Here is a 20,187-nt window from a genome sequence, read left to right as displayed (position 1 = left end):
TGTTCGTCTGCGCCCAAAAAACGAGGAGACGCTTCGAGTGCCTGAAGGATCACGGCCAGCCCACCAGCCACGCCATCCCGGCTCCAGTCGCCGTCGCGGCCGCACCGTCCCCAAGGGCCGCCAGGTCTTCCCGTCGGCCCAGAACGACGTCCGCGCCCTGCTCGGCGACGCCCCGCGCCGGCGCGATCTGCTGATCGAGTTCCTGCACCTGATCCAGGACGAATACGGCCACATCTCCGCCAACCACCTGATGGCGCTGGCCGACGAGATGAAGATGGCCCAGGCCGAGGTCTACGAGGTCGCGACCTTCTACGCCCATTTCGACGTGGTGAAGGAGGGCGAGACTCCGCCTCCGGTGGTCACCGTCCGCGTCTGCGACAGCCTCTCCTGCACGCTCAATGGCGCCGAGAAGGTCGCTGCCGATCTGAAGGCGTCGGTCGGCGCCGATGTGCGCATCGTGCGCGCGCCCTGCCAGGGCCGCTGCCACACCGGACCGGCGGCCGAGATCGGTCACCATTTCATCGATCATGCCGACGCCGCGACGGTCTGTGCGGCGATCGACGCGCACAAGCACGAGCCCGAGATTCCCCCCTACAAGGATCTCGACGCCTATCGCGCCGACGGCGGCTACCGGACCCTGCAGCGCGTGCTGAGCGGCACGCTCACCCGCGACCAGGTGATCGACATCGTCGACAAGGCCGGCCTGCGCGGCTGCGGCGGCGCGGGCTTCCCCACCGCACGCAAGTGGAAGTCTGTGCTGGGCGAGACCGGCCCGCGCCTGATGGCGGTCAACGCCGACGAGGGCGAGCCCGGCACCTTCAAGGACCGGCATTTCCTCGAGACCGATCCGCATCGCGTGCTCGAGGGCATGCTGATCGCCGCGCGCGTCGTCGAGGCGGCCGACATCTACTTCTATATCCGCGACGAGTATCCGGCGGCGCGCGAGATCCTGACCCGCGAGCTCGCCGGGCTGCGCGCGACCGGCCTGCTCGGCAGCACGCGGGTCCATCTGCGGCGCGGCGCTGGCGCCTATATCTGCGGCGACGAATCGGCGATGATCGAGAGCATCGAAGGCAAGCGCGGCCTGCCGCGCCACAAGCCGCCGCTGCCGTTCCAGGTCGGCATCTTCGGCCGCCCGACCCTGATCAACAACACCGAGACGCTGTACTGGATCCGCGACTTGATCGAGCGCGGCCCCGAGTGGTGGACCGGCAACGGCCGCAACGGCCGCAAGGGCCTGCACGTCTATTCGGTGTCGGGGCGGGTCGCCGACCCCGGCGTCAAGATCGCGCCGGCCGGCGTGACCGTGCGCGAGCTGATCGACGAGTTCTGCGGCGGCATGCTGCCCGGCCACGGCTTCAAGGCCTACGTACCGGGCGGGCCGTCGAGCGGCATCCTGCCCGCCTCCATGGGCGACATCCCGCTCGATTTCGGCACGCTGGAGGCTCATGGCAGCTTCATCGGCTCGGCGGCCGTTGTCATCCTGTCGGACAAGGACGACATGAAGGAAGCGGCCCTCAACATGATGCGCTTCTTCCGCGACGAGAGCTGCGGCCAGTGCACGCCCTGCCGGGTCGGCACCGAGAAGGCGGTCAAGCTGATGGTGGGTCGCTGGGACGAGAAGTTGCTCGCCGAGCTGTCGAGCGCCATGCGCGACGCCTCGATCTGCGGCCTCGGCCAGGCGGCGCCCAATTGCGTCACCCTGACCATGAAACACTTTCCCGCCGAAGTGGGGATCGTCAAATGAGCACGATCAAGTTCACGCTCGACGGCCAGGAGGTCGAGGCGACGGACGGCGAGACCATCTGGCAGGTTGCCCAGCGCCACGACGTCGCCATCCCGCATCTCTGCTATTCGACGGCGCCGTCCTATCGGCCCGACGGCAACTGCCGGGCCTGCATGGTCGAGATCGAGGGCGAGCGCGTGCTGGCCGCCTCCTGCCTGCGCAAGCCGACGTCCGGCATGAAGGTCGGCGTGTCGACGCCGCGCGCCGAAGCCTCGCGCAAGATGGTGTTCGAGCTGCTGGTCGCCGACCAGCCGGAGCGCGCGACCTCGCACGATCCGGACTCCAAGTTCTGGAACTGGGCCGACAAGGTCGGCGTCACCACCAGCCGCTTCCCCAGGGACGAGCGGCCGGCGATGGACATCAGCCATCCGGCGATGGCGGTGAATCTCGACGCCTGCATCAACTGCAATCTCTGCGTCCGCGCCTGCCGCGAGGTCCAGGTCAACGACGTGATCGGCATGGCCTTCCGCGGCCATGGCGAGAAGATCGTGTTCGACTTCAACGATCCGATGGGCGACAGCTCCTGCGTCGCCTGCGGCGAGTGCGTGCAGGCCTGCCCGACCGGCGCGCTGATGCCGTCGGCGCTGCTCAATGCCGAGCAGCAGCGCACCGGCTATGCCGACCGCACGGTCGACAGCCTGTGCCCGTTCTGCGGCGTCGGTTGCCAGCTCACCTATCACATCAAGGACGACAAGATCCTCCACGTGACCGGCAAGGACGGTCCGGCGAACCACGAGCGGCTGTGCGTGAAGGGCCGCTTCGGCTTCGACTACGCCCACCATCCCGACCGGCTGACGGTGCCGCTGATCCGCAAGGACGACGCGCCGAAGGGCGCCGACATCGAGGTCGATCCGCGCAATCCCTGGACGCATTTCCGCGAGGCCACCTGGGAAGAGGCGATGGAGCGTGCCGCCCAGGGCCTGATCGAGATCCGCGAGCGCAAGGGCGGCAGCGGGTTGGCCGGCTTCGGCTCGGCCAAGGGCTCCAACGAGGAGGCCTATCTCTTCCAGAAGCTGGTGCGCACCGGCTTCGGCACCAACAATGTCGACCATTGCACGCGGCTCTGCCACGCCTCGTCGGTGGCGGCGCTGTTCGAGGGCATCGGCTCGGGCGCGGTGACGGCGCCGTTCTCGGCGGCGCTCGATGCCGAGACCATTGTCGTGATCGGCGCCAACCCGACGGCCAACCATCCGGTGGCCGCGACCTTCATCAAGAACGCGGTCAAGCGCGGCGCCAACCTGATCGTCGCCGATCCGCGCGGCCAGGGCCTGTCGCGTCATGCGACCGTCAACCTCCAGTTCAAGCCGGGCAGCGACGTGGCCTTGCTGAACGCCATGCTGCACACCATCATCAAGGAAGACCTGACCGACAAGCAGTACATCGCGGGCTTCACCGAGGGCTTCCCGGAGCTCGCCGAGAAGATCGGCGACTTCTCGCCCGAAGCGATGGAGCCGGTGTGCGGCGTGCCGGCCGAGACGATCAAGACCGTGGCGCGCATGTATGCCCGCTCCAAGGCCTCGATCATCTTCTGGGGCATGGGCATCTCGCAGCACGTGCACGGCACCGACAATGCGCGTTGCCTGATCGCGCTCGCCCTCACCACCGGCCAGGTGGCGCGGCCCGGCACCGGCCTGCATCCGCTGCGCGGCCAGAACAACGTGCAGGGCGCGTCGGATGCCGGCCTGATCCCGATGTTCTACACCGACTACCGCCCGGTCGAATCGCCGGCCCATGACCAATTCGAGAAGCTCTGGGGCACCACCCTCGATCCCAAGCGCGGCCTGACCGTGGTCGAGATCATGAACGCAATCCATGCCGACGAGATCGAGGGCATGTACATCATGGGCGAGAACCCCGCGATGTCCGACCCTGACGTGCACCACGCGCGCCAGGCGCTGGCCAAGCTGAAGCACCTCGTGGTGCAGGACATCTTCCTCACCGAGACGGCGTGGCATGCCGATGTCGTGCTGCCGGCCTCGGTGTTCCCGGAGAAGACCGGCACCTTCACCAACACCGACCGCCGTGTGCAGCTCGGCCGCACGGCGCTGCCGTTGCCCGGAAAGGCGCGGCTCGATCTCGACATCCTGATCGACCTTGCCAACCGGCTGGGCTGCGGCTGGGATTACAGGGATGTGGGCGAGGTCTATACCGAGATGGCGGATACCATGCCGTCGCTCAAGAACATCTCGTGGGAGCGGCTGCTGAACGAGGGCGCGGTGACCTATCCCGCCGACGCAACCGACAAGCCGGGCAACGAGATCCTGTTCGCCGCCGGGTATCCGACCAAGAGCGGCCGCGGCAGGATCGTGCCCGCCGCGGTGCGGCCGCCGGACGAGATCCCCGACGACCAGTATCCGTTCGTGCTGTCGACCGGCCGCGTGCTGGAGCACTGGCACACCGGCGCGATGACCCGCCGCTCGTCGGTGCTCGACGAGCTCGAGCCCGAGGCGATGGCCTTCCTGTCGCCGCGCGACGTCGAGCGGCTGGGCGTCGAGCGCGGCGACATGATCCGCGTCTCGACCCGGCGCGGCGCCATCGACATCAAGGTGCGCGTCGATTCGGACGTGCCGAACGGCATGGTCTTCATCCCGTTCTGCTATGCCGAGGCGGCGGCCAACCTGCTGACCAACCCCGCGCTCGATCCGTTCGGCAAGATTCCCGAGTTCAAGTTCTGCGCGGCCCAGGTCGAGCCCTTGAAGGCGATGGCCGAGGCCGCGGAGTAGAATTTTGATCTGTCGTCCTGAGCGCAGCGAAGGACCTAATGGCGCTTCAAACGGCACGCCGTTGGCAATCGCAATGAGGTCCTTCGCTACGCTCAGGACGACAGAGGAGCGCTGAGTCATGGCCCAGCTTTCTGACGATTGCTTCGCCTTCGGCGGCAGCCTTCTCGGCATCGACGCCGCCCGCCGGATGATCGTCGAGCGGGTGACGCCGGTCGCCGGCGTCGAGCGCGTGCCGCTGCGGCAGGCGCTCGGCCGCATCCTGGGCGAGGACATCGCCGCGCCGATCGCCGTGCCGGGCTACGACAACTCCGCCGTCGACGGCTACGCGGTGCGCTTCGACGACCTCAGCCCCGACAAGCCGACGACGCTCCACTGCATCGATCGCATCACCGCCGGCCACGATCCGTCGGCGGCGCTGACCTTCGGCGTTGCGGCGCGCATCTTCACCGGCGCCCTGCTGCCCGAGAACGCCGACGTCGTGATCATGCAGGAGGATTGCGAGCGCGACGGCGACCGCGTGACCATCCGTCCCGGCATCAAGCGCGGCGCCAACACGCGCAAGGCCGGCGAGGACGTGGCGCGCGGCGCGGCCGCCCTGCCGGCCGGCAAGCGGCTGGGGCCGGCCGACCTCGGGCTGCTGGCGGCGCTCGGCTTCGTCGAGGTGCCGGTGCGGCGCAAGCTCACCGTCGCGCTGCTCTCGACCGGCGACGAGGTGCGCGAGCCGGGCGAGCTGCTGCGGCGCGGCCAGATCCACGACGCCAACCGCTATATCCTGGCCGGCCTGCTCGAGCGGTTGGGCGTCGATGTCTCCGACCGCGGCATCGTGCGCGACGAGCCGGCGTTGCTGAGCGAGGCGCTGCAGCGCGCCGCCACCGAGAGCGACCTGATCATCACCTCGGGCGGCGTCTCGACCGGCGAGGAGGACCATGTCCGCGCCGCGATCGCTAATCACGGCTCGCTTTATTTCTGGCGGCTGGCGATCAAGCCCGGCCGGCCGGTCGCGATGGGCCAGATCGGCAGCACGCCGCTCGCCGGCCTGCCGGGCAATCCGGTCGCCGCGCTGCTCACCTTCGCTCTGGTGGCTCGACCGATGATTGAGTCTTTGTGCGGCGCAGCATTGCATATCGCCAAGCAATTCCGGGTGGTTAGCGACTTTCCCTACAAGAAGAAGACCGGCCGGCGGGAGTATGTCCGGGTGTCGCTCGTTGACACCGGAAGCGGGCTGCCGCGAGCCCGGCGTTACCCCAAGGAAGGCGCGGGGATGCTTACGTCCCTCACCGAAACCGACGGACTGGTTGAGTTGCCTGAGGAAACTACCCGTTTGGAGCCGGGCGCCGAGGTCAGCTTCATTCCCTATAGCGAGTTGATCTAGCACCGAATTTTGCAGGTGCTCACTCACAGTCATTTGTTGTGAATCGCCTATCACCCTATTGAACATCCGGATGCATCGTTTCACTCTGTGAACGGTGAAAAAGATAAGCCGGCACGTTGGGACAGAGTGCCGGCAATGGGGAACGGAGCGCACAACATGGCCGTCACTCGCCGGCAGTTCATGCGTGTCAGTGCCGCTGGCATCGCTGCCTCTACCGTAGGTGCCCTGGGTTTTGGTGATGCGGGCGAGGCGCTCGCCGCCGGAGTCCGTCCCTTCAAGCTCGAGCGCGCAACCGAGACGCGCAATGCGTGTCCCTACTGTGCGGTGGCGTGCGGCGTCCTGATCTATTCGATGGCCGATGGCACGGCGAAGGACGCCAAGCCCAAGGTGGTTCATATCGAAGGCGATCCCGATCATCCGGTGAATCGCGGCACGCTCTGCTCGCGCGGCGCGGCGTCGCTCGGTTACGTCCACAGCGCCAACCGCCTGAAGTATCCGATGCACCGCAAGCCGGGCAGCGACAAGTTCGAGCGCGTGACCTGGGATTTCGCACTCGACCGCATCGCCAGGCTGATGAAGGAAGACCGCGACAAGAACTTCGTCGCCAGGAACCGCGACGGCGTCACGGTCAACCGCTGGCTGAGCACCGGCTTCTTCGGCGGCTCCTCGCTCAGCAACGAGGCAGGCTACCTCACCTACAAATTCGTCCGCTCGACCGGGATACTCGCCTTCGAGGACCAGGCTAGAATTTGACACGGTCCGACGGTGGCCAGTCTTGGCCCCACCTTCGGCCGCGGCGCGATGACGAACTCGTGGAACGACATCAAGAACACCGATCTCGTTCTGATCATGGGCGGCAACGCCGCCGAAGCCCATCCCTGCGGCTTCAAGTGGGTCACCGAAGCCAAGGCCAACAACGGCGCCAAGCTGATCGTGGTCGATCCGCGCTTCACGCGCTCGGCCGCGGTGGCCGACGTCTATGCGCCGATCCGGCCGGGCACCGACATCGCGTTCCTGTCGGGCGTGATGCGCTACCTGCTGGCCAACGGCAAGATCCACCGCGAATACGCCAAGGCCTACACCAACGCGACCTACCTCGTGAAGGAGGGCTTCAAGTTCGAGGACGGCCTGTTCGCAGGATACGACGAAGCACGGAAGAACTACGTCGATCGTTCGACCTGGGAGTACCAGTTCGACGACCAGGGCATGGTCAAGGTCGACGACACGCTGCAGGACCGCAACTGCGTCCTCAACCTGCTCAAGGTCCATGTCGAGCGCTACACGCCCGAGATGGTCGAGCGCATCGCCGGCACGCCCAAGGCGAAGTTCCTGCAGATCTGCGAGATGATCGCCTCGACCTCGACGCCCGATCGCACGATGACGTCGATGTACGCGCTGGGCTGGACCCAGCACACCACCGGCGCCCAGAACATCCGCTCGATGGCCATGATCCAGCTGTTGCTGGGCAACATGGGCATGCCGGGCGGCGGCGTGAATGCGCTGCGCGGCCATTCCAACGTGCAGGGCATCACCGATCTCGCGCTGCTCTCGACCTCGACGCCGGGCTACCTGGTGCTGCCGACCGATCGGGAAGCGACCTACGACGACTACATGAAATCGCGCCGCTTCAAGCCGCTGCGTCCGGGCCAGACCAGCTTCTGGCAGAACTACGAGAAGTTCTTCGTCAGCCAGCAGAAGAGCCTGTTCGGCAAAGCGGCGACCAAGGACAACAACTGGGCCTACGACTACCTGCCCAAGTTCGATGTCAGCTACGACGTGCTGAAGATGGTCGACATGATGGCGGCGGGCCAGATGAACGGCCTGTTCTGCCAGGGCCTCAACATCCTGATGGCGTCGCCCAACAAGGCCAAGGTCGCGACCGGCCTCGCCAAGCTCAAGTGGATGGTGGTGATCGATCCGCTGGAGACCGAGACCGCGCGCTTCTGGGAGAACCACGGCGAGTACAACAACGTCGATCCCAAGGCGATCCAGACCGAGGTCATCCAGCTTCCGGCCTCGACCTATGCCGAGGAGGAGGGCAGCGCCACCAACTCCAGCCGCGTGATCATGTGGCATTGGAAGGCGGTCGACGGGCCGGGCGAGTCCAAGAGCGACATGGAGATCATGTCCGCCCTGCATCTCCGTCTGAAGGCGCTCTATGCCAAGGACGGCGGCGCCTTCCCCGAGCCGATCGTCGACACGGCCTGGGACTACAAGAAGCCGGAGAATCCCGATCCGGCCGAGGTCCTGAAGGACATCAACGGCTACGCGCTCGAGGACATCCCCGATCCGGCCGATCCCAGCAAGGTGCTGCTGGCGGCCGGCAAGCTGCTGCCGACCTTCGCCATGATGCGCGACGACGGCAAGACCTCGGGCGGCATGTGGATCTACACCGGCGTCTATACCGAGGCCGGCAACATGTCGATGCGCCGCGACGCCAGCGACCCGACCGGGCTCGGCATCCATCCCAACTGGGGCTTCTCGTGGCCGGCCAACCGCCGCGTGCTCTACAACCGCGCCTCGGCCGATCCCGACGGCAAGCCGTGGAGCCAGCGCAAGAAGTACCTCGAATGGAACGGCCAGCGCTGGGCCGGCGGCGACGTGCCGGACTACGGCCCGACGATCGCGCCGGACAAGAATGTCGGTCCGTTCATCATGAACCAGGAAGGCACCGCGCGGCTGTTTGCCCGCGCCGCCATGCCCGACGGCCCGTTCCCCGAGCATTACGAGCCGATGGACGCCTATATCGCCAACCCGCTGCATCCCAAGGTCACCGTCAATCCGGTGGTCCGGGTGTTCGCGGCCGATGCCAAGTCGTTCGGCACGCCCGACAAGTTCCCGATCGTGGCGACCAGCTATCGCCTCGCCGAGCACTTCCACTACTGGACCAAGAACGTCCACGACAACGCCGTGCTGCAGCCGGAGATGTTCGTCGAGATGGGCGAGCGCCTCGCCAGGGCCAAGGGCATCAAGGACGGCGACTGGGTCGAGATCTCGAGCCAGCGCGGCGCGATCAAGGCCAAGGCCTGCGTGACCAAGCGCATCCGGCCGATCATGGTCGACGGCAGTCCATGCGACGTGGTCGGCCTGCCGATCCATTTCGGCTTCATCGGCCTCACCCGCAAGTCGCAGCCGGTCAACACGCTGACGCCGTCGGTCGGCGACGCGAGCGTCAACACGCCCGAGTACAAGGCGTTCCTGGTCGACGTGAAGAAAACGACGCCGCCGGCTGCGCAGCCGGCAACGGTCTAAGGGGAGGGCGAGATGTCCGTACTGCAAGCCCTCGACCTTCGCCGCCGCTCCGCTTCGACCGTGCCGCCGCCGCCTGCCGGCAAGGCCGCGGCGGTCGAGGTCGCCAAGCTGATCGATGTCAGCAAGTGCATCGGCTGCAAGGCCTGCCAGGCCGCGTGCCTGGAATGGAACGATCTGCAGCAGCCGATCGGTGTCACCGACGGCACCTACAACAACCCGACCGACCTCACGCCGACCTCGTTCACGGTGATGCGCTTCGCCGAGCACGAGCACGGCGACGAGCTCGAATGGCTGATCCGCAAGGACGGCTGCATGCATTGCGACGATCCGGGCTGCCTCAAGGCGTGCCCGGCGCCGGGCGCGATCGTGCAATACACCAACGGCATCGTCGACTTCATCTCGGAGAACTGCATCGGCTGCGCCTACTGCGTGAAGGGCTGCCCGTTCAACATCCCGCGCATCAGCAAGGTCGACCACAAGGCCTACAAGTGCACGCTGTGCTCCGATCGGGTGGTGGTCGGCCAGGCACCGGCCTGCGCCAAGGCCTGCCCGACCCAGGCGATCTATTTCGGCACCAAGGCCGACATGACCGCGCACGCTGCCAAGCGCATCATCGACCTGAAGTCGCGCGGCTACGGCAATGCCGGTCTCTACGATCCGCCGGGCGTCGGCGGCACGCATGTGATGTACGTGCTGCACCATGCCGACAAGCCGTCGCTCTATTCCGGCCTGCCCGACAATCCGCGCATCAGCCCGATGGTCGGGCTGTGGAAGGGCATGCTGAAGCCGATCTCGCTCGCCGCCATCGCCTTCGCCGGTGTGTTCGGCCTGCTGCATTACGTCGCCAAGGGCCCCAACCGGGTCACCGAGCACGACGAGGAGCAGGCGGCCGAGCTCGAGGAACGCAAGGGGGCATGACGGTGGAAGCCAAGCCTGTCAGCCGCTACACCACCGCCGCCCGCATCAACCACTGGATCACGGCGGTATCGCTGATCCTGCTGGCGCTGAGCGGGCTCGCGCTGTTCCATCCTTCGCTGTTCTTCCTGACCGGCCTGTTCGGCGGCGGCCAGCTGACGCGCGCGCTCCATCCGTGGATCGGCGTCGTCCTCGCCGTCAGCTTCCTCGGCCTGTTCATCCGGTTCTTCTCGCTCAATTTCTGGAAGCGCGAGGACACGATCTGGATGAAGAACCTCGGCAAGGTGATCAACAACGAGGAAGAGGGCCTGCCCGAGCTCGGCAAGTACAATGCCGGCCAGAAGCTGGTGTTCTGGGGTCAGTCGATCCTGATCCTGCTGCTGTTCTGCAGCGGTATCGTGCTGTGGGACACCTATTTCGCCGACATCACCACGATCGACCAGAAGCGGCTGGCGGCGGTGGCCCACGCGCTGTGCGCGATCGCGGCGATCCTGATCTGGATCGTGCACGTCTATGCCGCGATCTGGGTGAAGGGCACCTTGCGGGCCATGACCCGCGGCTCGGTCACCGGCGGCTGGGCGTGGAAGCATCATCGCAAGTGGTTCCGCCAGGAAGTCGGCAAGCCCTGAGCAATTTTGAGAACACGGTGGGCGAGATCGCCGATGGCGATCCCGTCCGCCTGCCCGATCCAGCGACCGTTTTTCGCCAGCGCAGCCAGCGCCTGCTCGTGCTGTCCGAAGGCCACGAGCTGCAGGGTTTCCTGCGCATGATCGCGGCCGTCATGGCCGCCCAGCACGCCGCGCTCGACGGCCTGCCGCCGGGCGCGCCCGATGATGTCTGGCGCGATGCGTTGCGCGCCATTCTCGACACGGTCGATCCGGCCCTGCTGCCCGACGCCGCCCGTCAGGTGCGCGATGAGCTGAAGGCCGCGAGCCCCGAAGAGCTCAAGGCGCTGGCCGACCATTTCCTCGCCGGCGAGGTCGCGGCCGGCGAGACCGCGCGCCTGGTGTTCGTCGTCGCCGCGCTGCAGGTCGCGTGGACCCAGATGGCGGCGCGGCTCGACAAGGCCAATGTCCGGATCAGCGAGCAGCATCCCGGCCTCTGCCCGGTCTGTGCCTCGCCGCCGGTCGCCGGCGTGATCGAGCCCGGCGGCACCAAGTTCGGCCATCGCCATCTGCACTGCTCGCTGTGCGCCACCCAGTGGCGGCACGTGCGGGTGCGCTGCGTGCATTGCGGCAGCACCGACAAGGTCTCGTTCCGCCAGATCGCAGGCACCACCTACCTGCGCGCCGAATGCTGCGAGAGCTGCCGCGGCTACTCCAAGGTCTTCTATGTCGAGAAGGCCCGGGCCGTGGAGCCGTTCGCCGATGACCTCGCCTCGCTCGGCCTCGACCTGATGGTCGGCGAGGAAGGTTTCTCGCGGGTCGCCAACCCGTTCGTGCTGGGCGATGGCACCGAGCATTGACGCTTTGCTGTCGCGGGCCATGGCGGCCTGGACCGCGGGCGAGCATGGCCTGGCGCTCGACCTCTGGGCGCCGCTGGCGCATCAGGGCGTGGCGCGGGCGCAGAGCAACATGGGGGCGGCGTTCCTCCAGGGTGTCGGTGTCGAGCGCGATCCGGACAAAGCCGTCACCTGGCTGCGGCTCGCGGCCGAGCAGGGCGATGCCGGCGGCCAGCGCAATCTCGCGCTCTGCTGCTACGAAGGCTGGGGCGTGCCGCAGGATCACGGCGAGGCGGCGCGCTGGTACGAGAAGGCGGCCGCGCAGGGCGATGCCGACGCGCAGGACATGCTGAGTTGGATGAAGCTGGTCGGCGGCGGCGTCGAGATCGACTACGAAGCCTCGCGCCGGTGGGCCGAGAAGGCTGCGGCGCAGGGCAAGGCCGCGGCGATGGCGCGGCTGGGCGATCTCCATCACAACGCGCTGGGCGTCGAGCGCGATCCGGCACAGGCCGCGACCTGGTGGGCGCAGGCCGCGCGGCTCGGCCATGCCGAGGCGCAGGCGATGCTGGGGGCTGCCTACCTCGCCGGAAAAGGCGTGCCGCGCGATCCGGTCGAGGCGCTGCACTGGCTGCTGCGCGCCGAAGCGGGCGGGGCGGGCGAGTTGGCCGCGGGCTTCCTGCGCGAGGCGCGGGCGCATGCCAAGGCCTCGCAGCGGCTGGAAGCCGAACGGCGCGCCGCTGTACCCTTGAGCTGACATGCCGACCGCCACCGACTCTCTGATCGCCCGCCTGCAAGCGGACTGCACCGCCGCCGAAGCCGCCGAGCGCTCGGTGCGGGCGAGCGTCGAGGCGCAGATCAAGGCGGCGGAAACCGCGCGTGCCTTTGCCTGGCGGCGGCTCAACGCTTTGTCGGATATGGCGAAGGCCGCCGCTGCAGAGCCCGATCCGGAAGCGTCGATCGAGCGCCAGCTCGTGGCGCTGTTCCGCGAGATCGGCTGGCTCGAGACGTCGCTCGCCGAGCTAGGCGAGGGCGCGCAGCCGCTGATCGACGCGGTGAAGCCGATCGCCGAGGCGCTGCATGCACAGGCGCATCCGGCGCCGGTCGAGGACGGTGAGGTGCCGGCGCCCGTCGCCGATCCGATCGAAGCGTTCCGCGCCTTCGAGGCGTGGTACGAGCGCGAGCGCGGGCAGCCCTTCCTGAAGGTGTACGAGCGGTACGTGCCGCCGACTCCGGTGGTCGAGTTCTGATGACCGAGTTCGAGCCCTGGCTCAAAGCGCAGTTCGCCGAGACCGGTGCCTTCACCGTCTTCATCGTGCTGGTGCGGATCGCCGACGACGATGTCGAGGCGCTGAAGTCGACCTTCGCCCAGATAATCGGCGACGACATGAGCTGGGCCGAGATGACCGGGCTGCTGGCCGGTGCGCGGGCGCAGTGGGACGGCGTCGGCTTCTTCGTCGGCCTCGCCGCCGACGGCGGGCCGATGGCCGACGAGGAGGCGCGCGCGAAGCTCAAGCAGATCGACGCCGACGTGATGGCCGATCCGCTGGTGCTCAATCGCGGCCGGTTTTTCGATCGACGGGGACGGCGGATGGAGATCGAACCTCTGTCATCCTGAGCGCAGCGAAGGATCTAAGGTTTCGACAGTGTCTCTGGTAGACCTGCTAGGTCCTTCGCTTCGCTCAGGACGAAAGATCAAGTGGCGATATCGCTGCTCATGCGGTCGAGCAGTTTGCGATCGGGATAGGCGCCGAGGCCGGCCTGCACGTTGTCGCGCATATGCTCGGGCTTGCCGGTGCCGGGGATGACGCAGGTCACGGCCGGCTGGGCGAGCACGAACTTCAGCAGGATCTGCGCCCAGCTCGTGCAGCCGATCTCGGTCGCCCAGTCGGGCAGCTCGCGGCCCGAGAGCTTGCGCAGCAGCCCGCCGCCGCCAAACGGCTGGTTGATCAGCATCGCGATGCCGTTGGTCTGGCAGAAGCGCAACAGCCGCCGCTCGATGCCGCGATCGTCGAGCGCGTAGTTGACCTGCACGAAATCGAAGCCGCCGAGCTGCAGCACCGCCTCGAGCTCGTCATGCATCGATTCGGTGTAGTGGGTGATGCCGATCAGCCGGATGCGGCCCTCGGCCTTCCAGGCCTTGAGCGTCGGCAGATGCGTCTTCCAATCGACCAGGTTGTGGATCTGCATCAGGTCGATGCGGTCGGTGCGCAGCCGCTTGAACGACTGCTCCATCTGCAAGAGGCCCTCGGCCTTGCCGTGCGTCCACACCTTGGTCGCGAGGAAGGCCTTGTCGCGCGTGCCGGCGGCCGCCAGCAGGTCGCCGACCACCTCCTCGGCGCGGCCGTACATCGGCGAGCTGTCGATCGCCGAGCCGCCCGCCTCGAACAGGACCTTGAGCACCTCGGCGCGCGGCGCGCGCTCGGCCGGCGCGGCGCCGACATCGAAGGTCTGCCAGGTGCCGCAGCCGATCACGGGAAGCGGCTCGCCCGTCGCCGGGATCTTGCGGATGTGCATGCGGGCTCCTGTCTGCGCGAGCGCCGGCCGCGCCAGCAGCGCCGCGCCGGCGAGATGAAGGAAGGAAGAACGCGTGAGCGTCATGACGTGTGCTTCATGACAGGGCCACCTTGAAGTCGGGCGCGCTGCCCGGGACGTCGACCCGCTTGCCGTTCACGGTCACGCGCGGCGCTTCCTTGAGGCCGGCGATCGCGAGGCGCTGGGCGGTGTCGCTGCCGCCCTGATGGTCGATGAAGACCTCGTGCGACCACGGCCGGTACTCCAGCCGCAGCAGGCCGACCCGGCCCTCGGCCTTGAAGGTCGCGCCATCGCGCGTGGCGAGCGACCAGGCCTGCGGATCGGGCAGCGGATTGTAGGCGATCACGCCGCCGCTTTTCGGATCGCAGATCAGGTAGGCCTTGCGGCCGGCCTCGCCGGTCAGCACCGCGCCGTTCTTCTCCAGCCGGCCGGTCGAGCCCTGCTGCGCCCAGCCCGTGTCGCGGTCGAGGCCGGGCGCCAGGTACGGCCATTGGCCGTTCAGCCGCCGTACCGGAACCATCTTCTCCTGCTGGCCGGGATCGACGGCGAAGTGGGTCTCCGACGGCTGGCCGAAGGCGGTCGAGAACGACGCCTCCATCAGGTCGTTGCCGGTCTTGTACGCGACCTCGAGCAGGTTCTGGTCGGCGCGCCAGGTCGTCGTCAGCGTGCTGGCCGCGATGTGGCGCTGGAAGGCCTCGAAGCTGCCGTGCTGGTGGACGTCGCCCAGCTCCAGCACGAAAGCGCCGTAGGTGCGGCTGGTGATGCCCTTGAGGTCGAGCGACGACAGCGGCACCGGCTGCGGCTTGCGCAGGTTGATCAGGCTGATGGTGAGGGCCGGCGCGATCACCGCGTTGGTCGGCGGCGTCTTGCCCGCGCCGCCCGGGCCGATCTCGATCTCGGCGTCGCGGCCGAGATCGGTCGGCGCGATCGGCAGGAGCGCGAGGTAGCTGACGCCGTCGCGGATCACGATGCGGTCGCTCGCCCGGGAGCGGTGCGGAAAGGCCGTGATCCGCTGCCCGCCGACATAAATCTCCCAGTCCTTCGTCTCGGCGAAGTTCCACAGGCCGACGACGGTCGCGAGCTGCTGCACCGAATCCCGTTCGCCCTTGGCGAAGGCGCGCAGGAAACGCTCGCGGTTGTTCCACGGCTTGGCAAAGACGATGGCGCGGTTGCGGCTCTGGAAGGTGATCGGCAGCCCGGCCTCGTCGCTGTGGCCTTCGTGGGTGCTGGCGAGGTCGGGGTCGTTGGCGGCATAGCGCAGGGTGAGCGTGCCGATCTCTTCCATGCGCGTGGGCTTCCGGGGCTCGCGCACCCATTGCGCCATGACGTCGACCGTGCCGCCGCGCACGTCGGCCGAGGCGAGGCCGTGCCAGCGGCCCTGATAGGACCGCCGCCACAGCGGCGGCTTGAAGTTGCCGCGCGTGGTCTCCGCCGCGGTGTCCTCGAACGGCACCGGCTTGTCGTCGATCAGGCTCGCGACCCAGCCCGGCATCCAGGGCTGCTCCAGCGTCTGGATGGCGACGCGGCCGGGCGGAAAGTCGTAACCCCACACCGGCAGGCCCTGCGCCTTGCCCTCGGGCCCGGCATCGACATGGATCAGCGTGCCCTCCTTGGAGAGGGTATGCAGCGCGCCGTAGATGCCGTCCTGCTCGACCAGCACGCCGGCGAGCCGGGCGCGGCCCGAGCAGGCGATGAAGCGCCGGGTCTGTGAATGGTAGGCCGAGATCAGCATCTCCATCGTGCGGTCGAGCACGATGCGGCCCATCAGCCGGTCGAGCGCCGACGGCCCGTAATCGGCGATCATCTTCTGGCCCGAGAGCGTGATCGACACGTAGTAGTGGTCGAGCATCTCCTGCGTGCTGCCGTCGAGGTACGCCCAGAAGCGCAGCACCAGCGTGTCGAGTCCATGGCGGCCGTCGGCGATCGCCCGCTCGGCGCCGATCGCGCCGCCGCCCAGCAGCGCGCCCATCGCCGCGGTGTGATTGAAGTTCTGGGTGCTGACCCCGTAGTTGTAACCGCCGCGGAAGAACGAGGCGCGGCCGCGCCAGTCGCGATTGCGCCGCCAGTAGTCGATTGCGTCGACGCTCTGCGGATGGACGAAGGCCTCGGTCGGCAGGTCGGGCTGCAGCCAGGCGGTCCAGTAATTGCGGACATGGTCCTGCGCCGGCGCCGGCAGCAGCGCGCGGAACACGTACCAGTGCAGCAGGTCGTCCTGGATCGACCAGCCCTGCCAGTAGCGCGGCGGCGTCGACAGCAGCTCCTTGATGTGGCCGAGATAGGCCTTGTAGTCGGCCTCGCTCTTGATGCGGCCCCAGGCGCTGACCCGGTCGCCCGCCGCGGCCATCAGCTCGGCTAGGCGCTGGGCTTCCCAGGCCGGCCGCGGCCCGCGGACCTGCATGGCCCGCCGCGCGCGCTCGGCCACGTCGGCCGGCGTCGGCATCGTCGCGGTCGGGCGCGAGCCGTCGGGCTGGCTCATCTCCCAATCCGCGCGCAGGGCGAGCGGCAGGCTGATCGCGACCGTGCTGGCGGTGCGCCGCATCGCCAGCACCAGGCGCGGCGCGGCGAAGCGCAGGCCGTGGCCGCCGGTCGGCATCGCCCATTCATAGGCGTCGCCCGGCGCGCGGTAGCGCGTGTCGTAGGTCTCGAGCTTGGCGACCAGGAAGCCGGCCTGCTCCAGCCAGCGCAGCCGCGCGCCGGCCTCGCGCTCGATCGCCGCGGTCGCCAGCAACCGGGTGATGTCGATCCGCGCCTCGCCGTTGTAGTGCGACAGCTCCTGCGGATCGCCGATCTCGGCGCCGCGGTCGCGCGGATCGCTGGCGCCGTAGCGCGCCCAGTAGCGCTTGCCGTTGACGATGGCGTTGTAGGTCGGGCCGTTCTCCTTGTCGGCCTTCCAGGGATGGCGCACCGGCCAGGCGCGGACGTGCCAGCTCGGCGGATTCTCGGTCCACAGCTTGCGGCCGAGGCCGTCGCGGCAGAGATAGCCTTCGGGCACGATCTCGATGCCGGCGAAGGTCATCGCCAGCTCGGCCTGGACGAGCACGCGGCCGGCGCGCAGCAGGTCGGCGATCTCGTCGGCCGCCGTCGGGAAGCGCAGCAGCACCGAGCGGTGCACGGCGTCCATCGTCGTGCCGCCCGGCATCGGCGTGTCCCATTGCCGGCCGTCGAGGGTCGCGGTTTCGCTTTGCGTGACCTCGAACGTGTCCTGCCCGCGCTGCGCGAAAGCGGATGGAGCGGCGAGGGCACCGGCGGCGGTGATCAGATGGCGGCGGAGCATGCTACGCTGCCATTAGGAGGAGTAACGATGATCCAGCGCAAGCAGCGCATCCCGATGCGCGACCTTTCGACCCTGTCGGCCGAGGACCGCGAGACGGTCGAGAAGAACGCGATGAACGGCCGCATTTTCAACATCTTCAAGGTGCTCGCCCATCATCCCAAGCTGGTGAAGCGCTGGACGCCGTTCGCCGGCCACATCCTCGGCAAGCAGACGCTGCCGTTCCGCGACCGCGAGCTGCTGATCCTGCGCATCGGCTTCCTGAACCAGGCCGAGTACGAGTTCGCCCAGCACGAGCTGATCGCCAAGAAGGGCGGCATCACCGACGCCGAGATCACGCGGCTCAAGGACGGCCCGAAGGCCGCCGGCTGGAGCGAGAAGGAATCCGCCCTGCTGCAGGTCGCCGACGACCTGTTCGAGAACTCCGTCGTCGCCGACGAGACCTGGGAGGCGCTCGCCAGGCACTACTCGACCGAGCAGCTGATGGACGCCGTCTTCACCGTCGGCCAGTACAACCTCGTGTCGTGGGCGCTCAACAGCTTCGGCGTGCCGCTCGACGATTTTTTGCCGGGCGCGAAGAAGTAACCTCCGCGCAGAGCAGTGACGTCGCCATGAAGAAGAACGCAATACAGCTTGCGGCGGACGTCTCGCCGCAGACGTCACGCATCATGCGCTCGATTACAAAGAAGAATACGCGGCCGGAACTCGCAGTCCGGCGCGCCCTTCACGCCATGGGCCTGCGTTTCCGGCTTCACGGTTCCGACTTGCCCGGCACTCCGGACGTCATCCTGCCCCGCCACAAGGCCGCAATCCTAGTGCACGGCTGCTTCTGGCATCAGCATCCAGGGTGCAAGTATGCAAGATTGCCTCGTGCAAGACCTGAATACTGGCTTCCCAAGCTCCGCCGAAACGCAGCGCGCGATACTGAGTCTCGAAAGGCGCTTCGGTCAAAAGGGTGGCGCGTCTTCGTCATATGGGAATGCGAGACGAAAGACATCCGCATCCTGACGTGTAGATTGCACCGAGTGCCTATTCGTTGACGGCGAGAGCCCGTGCAGCTGCTCGATGGCCCTTTCCGGTGCCAGGATGCGCCTCGTGTCGTCCACGCAATGACAGAAATTTGGTTGGAACAGGGGAAGGCGCTAGAGGCGGCGGCGGAGCGATCTCTGCCGGCGCGATGGCAAGCTTGATCGGGGGCGGCCAGTCGCGCACCCCGACCAGCTGCCATGCAATTGTCCGCGCGAGCACCTCGCCGAGCAACGACGGTACTGCATTGCCAAGCTGTCGCTGCGCGTCGGCGATACTTCCTAAGATCTCGATATCATCGGGGAATGTCTGGAGGCGGGCCATCTCTCGTATGGTGAGTCGGCGGTTATTCCAATGAAATGGCCCGGTTGCCGGCCCGGGTTGCGCTTGAATGGTCCAAGCAGGTTGCGCTTTGGCGATTTTCAGCAAGAAGGACCAGTATCTACGGCGCCAACCGAAAAGCGGTTCGCCACCCCCGCGATCTGTGTGCCATAAATAGTTTCGCCCCTCCGGGATGGTCGGCAAGAGTTCTGCCCATTTGCCCGTCACAGCGACTTCAGGATCATTTGGCTCAGCAAGATCGTGCAGAGCATCCCAGGCCGTCACATGACGTGGGCGGGGTTCTGCCCAGTCAACTTCGGCATCGCTCGCGTGGGTAGCGACCGGAACGTTGAACGGGGTACCGTCCCGAGCACCGATGACAAAGATTCGCTTACGAAGCTGCGGTACGCCATAGTCGGCGGCGTTCAACGTCACGATGGTTGCTCGATATTGAGTCCCGTTCGCAGCGTTGATTGCGGCCAGCCGCGAGTGGACGAGTTGTAGGCCTTCGTCTTTTCCTCGGAACCCGAGCCCTTCTACATTCTCGAGCAAAAAAGTTTTCGGGCGCGCTTCGGCAAGGACCCTCAAGTAACCTTCAAGCGTGTTTGCGCGAGGGTCGTCCAAGCGTTTGGCATCTCCCGTAGCCCAGAAACCAGACTTGGAGAACGGCTGGCACGGAGGTCCGCCGATAAGCACATCTGCTTCACCGATGCCTAACCCAGCGATTTCGAGTAGCTCGTGGGTCGGAACCGCGGCGATATCTCTTTGGATCACCGGCCAATCTCTGTTGTGCCGCAACGTCGCGCAGCATCGCTCGTCAATTTCCAACGCTGCGGCCGTGCGAAATCCAGCTGCCTCGAAGCCGAAGTCTAGACCGCCTGCGCCAGTGAACAGGCTGATTGCCGTAAGCTTGCTCATACCGATACGCCTTTATCAGCATAGACCCGGTTAAACATCTCTCGCGCATCTACCAGCCACTGCCCATCCACCCGCACATTGCTCGCAATACGTCCGTGGCAGATCTTGTGAGCGGGCAGTTCGCGCGGGAGCGCGAAGCGAAAGTCCCATCTCGTTGTCACCGCGTGCAGGCATGCCGCCACAATGTCAAACTCCGTCGGTCCATAGTAGCGTGAGCAAGGATCGCTCTTCGCAGCTCGCGTACGCTGGAAATCAATCTTAGGGTTTCCGAAGCGATCTGTCTCTCGAGCAACGTTCTTACACTCAACCGTTAGTAGTGGTCCGGACCGGTAACCTACCCTAAGGTCGGGCCCGCCATCATCATCTAACCGCTCGCAATGAGTGACGCCCGGCACATTCGCAAGCGCGGCGCGCAGGTGCTCTTCCGCAACCCACCCTCGAACGGCCATCTTGAGCCGGCGAGCACCGGCGATGAGATCTAATACCATCGGCCCTAAGTTCTGACCGATGCCCATTCGCGGGTAGTGATCGAAGCGAGGCGGACAGTGTCGGCGATGAGCCAGTTCCAAGCGTCGCAACAACCCTGGACGATGTCGTCATAGGTTTGCCAGACGCGTCTGCTGAGCTTGT

16 protein-coding genes are annotated in these 20,187 nt (G+C 67.0%); 12 read left to right on the top strand and 4 right to left on the bottom strand.

Annotation, left to right across the window (positions count from 1 at the left end; translation table 11 throughout):
* The first annotated feature begins 37 nt into the window (after nt 1-37).
* The 10 genes from J0J01_RS32100 to J0J01_RS32055 all read left to right on the top strand — a co-directional run bounded on the left by J0J01_RS32100 (nt 38) and on the right by J0J01_RS32055 (nt 13,104).
* On the top strand, nt 38-1,747 hold the full coding sequence (locus J0J01_RS32100; protein ID WP_296387715.1) for an NAD(P)H-dependent oxidoreductase subunit E: 1,710 nt from the start codon (nt 38-40) through the stop codon (nt 1,745-1,747).
* Nucleotides 1,744-4,509 (top strand): formate dehydrogenase subunit alpha, encoded by a 2,766-nt coding sequence (fdhF, locus tag J0J01_RS32095; protein WP_296387714.1) that lies wholly within the window; start codon nt 1,744-1,746, stop codon nt 4,507-4,509. The genes J0J01_RS32100 and fdhF overlap by 4 nt, the downstream gene beginning before the upstream one ends.
* A 118-nt stretch (nt 4,510-4,627) precedes the next feature.
* Complete coding sequence (gene glp, locus J0J01_RS32090) at nt 4,628-5,881, top strand: gephyrin-like molybdotransferase Glp (protein ID WP_296387713.1); 1,254 nt, start codon at nt 4,628-4,630, stop codon at nt 5,879-5,881.
* Nucleotides 5,882-6,037: 156 nt separating this feature from the next.
* Nucleotides 6,038-9,133, top strand: a complete 3,096-nt coding sequence (fdnG, locus tag J0J01_RS32085; RefSeq protein WP_296387712.1) for a formate dehydrogenase-N subunit alpha — start codon at nt 6,038-6,040, stop codon at nt 9,131-9,133.
* A 12-nt stretch (nt 9,134-9,145) separates the two neighbouring features.
* Complete coding sequence (fdxH, locus tag J0J01_RS32080; protein WP_296387711.1) at nt 9,146-10,051, top strand: formate dehydrogenase subunit beta; 906 nt, start codon at nt 9,146-9,148, stop codon at nt 10,049-10,051.
* A complete protein-coding gene (locus J0J01_RS32075; protein WP_296387710.1) occupies nt 10,048-10,677 on the top strand; it encodes a formate dehydrogenase subunit gamma in 630 nt (209 codons plus the stop codon). The genes fdxH and J0J01_RS32075 overlap by 4 nt, the downstream gene beginning before the upstream one ends.
* Before the next feature lie 17 nt (nt 10,678-10,694).
* Nucleotides 10,695-11,513, top strand: coding sequence for a formate dehydrogenase accessory protein FdhE (locus tag J0J01_RS32070; RefSeq protein WP_296387709.1), 819 nt, complete (start codon nt 10,695-10,697; stop codon nt 11,511-11,513).
* A 19-nt stretch (nt 11,514-11,532) separates the two neighbouring features.
* Nucleotides 11,533-12,243 (top strand): tetratricopeptide repeat protein, encoded by a 711-nt coding sequence (locus tag J0J01_RS32065; protein ID WP_296387708.1) that lies wholly within the window; start codon nt 11,533-11,535, stop codon nt 12,241-12,243.
* 1 nt (nt 12,244) lies between these two features.
* The gene (locus J0J01_RS32060) at nt 12,245-12,736 is read left to right on the top strand and encodes a hypothetical protein (RefSeq protein ID WP_296387707.1); all 492 of its coding nucleotides are present in this window, start codon (nt 12,245-12,247) and stop codon (nt 12,734-12,736) included.
* Nucleotides 12,736-13,104 carry a hypothetical protein gene (locus tag J0J01_RS32055; protein ID WP_296387706.1) on the top strand — a complete coding sequence of 123 codons (369 nt, stop codon included), beginning with the start codon at nt 12,736-12,738 and terminating at the stop codon, nt 13,102-13,104. Before J0J01_RS32060 ends, J0J01_RS32055 begins: the two co-directional genes overlap by 1 nt.
* Nucleotides 13,105-13,181: 77 nt before the next feature.
* Here J0J01_RS32055 and J0J01_RS32050 read toward each other — a convergent pair whose 3' ends face one another.
* Together J0J01_RS32050 and J0J01_RS32045 are read right to left on the bottom strand one after the other, a co-directional pair.
* Nucleotides 13,182-14,087: an aldo/keto reductase gene (locus tag J0J01_RS32050; protein ID WP_296387705.1), complete on the bottom strand. Its 906-nt coding sequence runs from the start codon at nt 14,085-14,087 to the stop codon at nt 13,182-13,184.
* A 10-nt stretch (nt 14,088-14,097) separates the two neighbouring features.
* On the bottom strand, nt 14,098-17,295 hold the full coding sequence (locus J0J01_RS32045; protein WP_296387704.1) for a hypothetical protein: 3,198 nt from the start codon (nt 17,293-17,295) through the stop codon (nt 14,098-14,100).
* A gap of 27 nt (nt 17,296-17,322) precedes the next feature.
* Here J0J01_RS32045 and J0J01_RS32040 point away from each other — a divergent pair, with 27 nt between their 5' ends.
* Entirely contained in the window at nt 17,323-17,877 is a 555-nt protein-coding gene (locus J0J01_RS32040) for a carboxymuconolactone decarboxylase family protein (protein WP_296387703.1), read from the top strand.
* A 26-nt stretch (nt 17,878-17,903) separates the two neighbouring features.
* On the top strand, nt 17,904-18,332 hold the full coding sequence (locus J0J01_RS32035; RefSeq protein ID WP_296387702.1) for a very short patch repair endonuclease: 429 nt from the start codon (nt 17,904-17,906) through the stop codon (nt 18,330-18,332).
* On the opposite strand, the gene J0J01_RS32030 is transcribed toward J0J01_RS32035, so the two are convergent.
* Together J0J01_RS32030 and J0J01_RS32025 are read right to left on the bottom strand one after the other, a co-directional pair.
* Nucleotides 18,322-19,557: a DNA cytosine methyltransferase gene (locus J0J01_RS32030; RefSeq protein WP_296387701.1), complete on the bottom strand. Its 1,236-nt coding sequence runs from the start codon at nt 19,555-19,557 to the stop codon at nt 18,322-18,324. The genes J0J01_RS32035 and J0J01_RS32030 overlap by 11 nt on opposite strands.
* Nucleotides 19,554-20,072, bottom strand: coding sequence for a hypothetical protein (locus J0J01_RS32025; RefSeq protein ID WP_296387700.1), 519 nt, complete (start codon nt 20,070-20,072; stop codon nt 19,554-19,556). The genes J0J01_RS32030 and J0J01_RS32025 overlap by 4 nt, the downstream gene beginning before the upstream one ends.
* Nucleotides 20,073-20,187 lie beyond the last annotated feature (115 nt).

It is taken from the genome of Reyranella sp. (genome assembly GCF_017305915.1).
Classification (GTDB): Bacteria; Pseudomonadota; Alphaproteobacteria; order Reyranellales; family Reyranellaceae; genus Reyranella.
The sequence above is the reverse complement of the archived record's forward strand: the minus strand, read 5'-3'. Positions and strand labels throughout refer to the sequence as shown.